Raw genomic sequence first — 2,560 nt, 5'->3', positions numbered from 1 at the left:
AAAATATTGAAATTCTGAGGAAAATGGCTGTGCATTTTTTATTCAGCGAACCGGTCTCGGCTTTTCTGCCGCGAAAATGGCGGTCGGAAGCACGGAAAGAACCTTCGTCAGAATCAGAAAATCGCTATTATTCAATAACTTGAACGTGGCGACACATTTTTCCAGTTGTGGACGTGTGATTGAGATAGGCATCCAGGGCATCTGACATTCGTGGTTCAGCGGAATAAACTGGTCCATATCGTGCCGTTAAGCGCAAGACGACTGTCTTTAAGCGGGAATGGATTGTCGCTACGCGGGATCGGATTGCCGATACGCGGAATTGTCCACCATTTAGGCGGTTGCGAGATACCCAGACCCGGGGTCGCAGGGGCAATACGCAAGCTGTTTTTGGCAGCCCTTGCCGTTGTATGATCGCATTTGCAGTTATGCGATTGGTGTTGTGAGCGGATTGTCAGGCACTTGCCTGAGTGCGTTTTGAATGGTTTGGCCTAGGCGCGTGCAGGCCTCATTGACCCTGCTATTCTAACAATCAACGAAATCCACAGCCATATTGGAATATCATTCTACAAAATGAGCCCGTTTTTGAGCCTCGCGCACCAAAATTCTTTTAAACGGGACTTAAACACCTCTTAAAGGGTCTTTAAAGGGCTTTTTAACACCAACAGCATCGATCAGAAACAGTTTTGCTTTCTGCTTTGGGCCTGTTGCGGGCCTTGGTTGGGGTTCTGTAACCTTCTCCTTAGTTCCAGCGTATTCAAATAATCGAACATGGCCCTTTGCCTTGACGGCGGGCCAAATGGAGACTGCAGATGCATCCGCCAAACGAAGATCTGTGTCCAATTGACCGCCTCGTGCCTTACGCAAACAACGCGCGGACCCATTCCAAGAAACAAATCCGGCAGATCGCAGACAGCATCAAACGTTTTGGCTTCTGCAATCCTATTCTGGTCGCAGATGACAACACGATCATTGCCGGCCATGGCCGGGTTGAAGCTGCAAAGTTGATCGGCTTGACCACCGTTCCCATTCGCAAGCTGTCACATCTGTCAGAGACCGAAGTCCGGGCCTACATCTTGGCGGACAACAAATTGGCAGAAAATGCCGGCTGGGACCGGGACCTGCTCGCAATAGAAATGCAGGGGCTTTTGGATCTAGACTTTGACATTGAGGATCTGGGCTTTTCGACTGCAGAGATCGACCTCACCATTGGTGATGCGCAGACAGCTTCGTCAACAGCCGAGAGGAGTTTGGATGATGTCGAGCCGGTGGTGGCGGGCCCTGTGGTGACACAATCAGGCGATCTCTGGCACTTGGGACAGCACCGTTTGCTCTGCGGTGATGCGCGTTCGCCAGAGGATGTCGGCCGCTTATGCTGCGGCAAGCCTGCCTCGCTGCTGTTCACCGACCCGCCGTACAACGTTCCGATTGATGGACATGTCAGTGGACTTGGCAACATCAAGCATCGTGAATTTGCCCTGGCATCGGGCGAGATGGAGAAGGCGGGGTTTACCGACTTCCTGACTCAATCTTTGAGGGCTGCGGCTTCTCAACTCGTTGATGGGGCCATTGCCTTTGTCTGCATGGACTGGCGGCACATGCGCGAGGTGCTCGATGCAGGCCATTCAGTGTTCGAAGACCTCAAGAACCTGTGTGTCTGGAACAAGACAAATGGGGGTATGGGATCGTTCTACCGTTCAAAACACGAACTTGTCTTTGTGTTCAAGAAAGGCACCGCCCCCCACACCAACAGTTTTGGTCTGGGCGAGACCGGCCGTTATCGCACCAACGTCTGGGATTATCCGGGCATCAGTTCTCTTGGAGCAACCCGGCAGGCCGAACTTGCCATGCATCCCACCGTCAAACCGGTAGCACTCATAGCTGATGCCATTCGGGACTGCTCAAAACGCGGCGATGTTGTTCTGGACGTGTTTGGCGGGTCGGGGTCGACCTTGATTGCGGCCGATCAATGTGGCCGCCAAGCAAGACTGATCGAGATTGATCCGATTTACTGCGACACAATTATACGCCGGTTTGAGCGGGTGACCGGAGAACAGGCCTATTTGTCTGCGACCAAACTGTCTTTTGCCGAGACTGCACGCCAGCGTGCGACCAAACCGGAGGCCGGACGCAGTATCGCACCGAACGCTGAGAGCTGGCCTGGCGAGGGAGCGCGGTAATGGCGGTAAAGAGAAACAAGTCCCGCCGCCCGGCAGCGAGTGTTGAGCGCCCTGCCCTCACCCCGTTGCAACAGACACTTCTGGATGAAGCGGACCGCAAGGTCACGATCGTCAGTGAGGGCGAACAACAGGAAGTAAGCATTCATCAGGTTGTCTCACGCAAGCTCTTGCAGATGGCCGCCAATGGGTCGGTCCACGCGCTCAGCAACGCTGTCAATGAAATTAACATCGCACAGCAGCTACAGCAGCGAAAAATCGAAGACAATGTTGAATTTGGGGAGAAATACAAAGGCGTTCAGCAACAGCTGCTCGATCAGGCACTTGCAAAAGGTGAAGACCCGGAAATAGTGTTGCCGCATCCGGATGACATAAAGGTACTGCCT

General features: G+C 53.2%; 1 protein-coding gene and 1 pseudogene. Both read left to right on the top strand.

Annotated elements, in window-relative coordinates; genetic code table 11:
* The first annotated feature begins 809 nt into the window (after positions 1 to 809).
* Positions 810 to 2,177, top strand: coding sequence for a site-specific DNA-methyltransferase (locus E1180_RS00195; RefSeq protein WP_155189081.1), 1,368 nt, complete (start codon positions 810 to 812; stop codon positions 2,175 to 2,177).
* Positions 2,177 to 2,560, top strand: a pseudogene (locus E1180_RS00190) (DUF5681 domain-containing protein); the annotation flags it as partial. The gene E1180_RS00195 and the pseudogene E1180_RS00190, both read left to right, overlap by 1 nt.

Origin of the sequence: Roseibium denhamense (genome assembly GCF_009711415.1) — a bacterium.
GTDB lineage: Bacteria > Pseudomonadota > Alphaproteobacteria > Rhizobiales > Stappiaceae > Roseibium > Roseibium denhamense.
The sequence above is the reverse complement of the archived record's forward strand: the minus strand, read 5'-3'. Positions and strand labels throughout refer to the sequence as shown.

What these genes read in the sequence shown, in the direction of transcription:
- E1180_RS00195 (WP_155189081.1), top strand. Translation starts at nt 810, where the DNA reads ATGCATCCGCCAAACGAAGATCTGTGTCCAATTGACCGCCTCGTGCCT.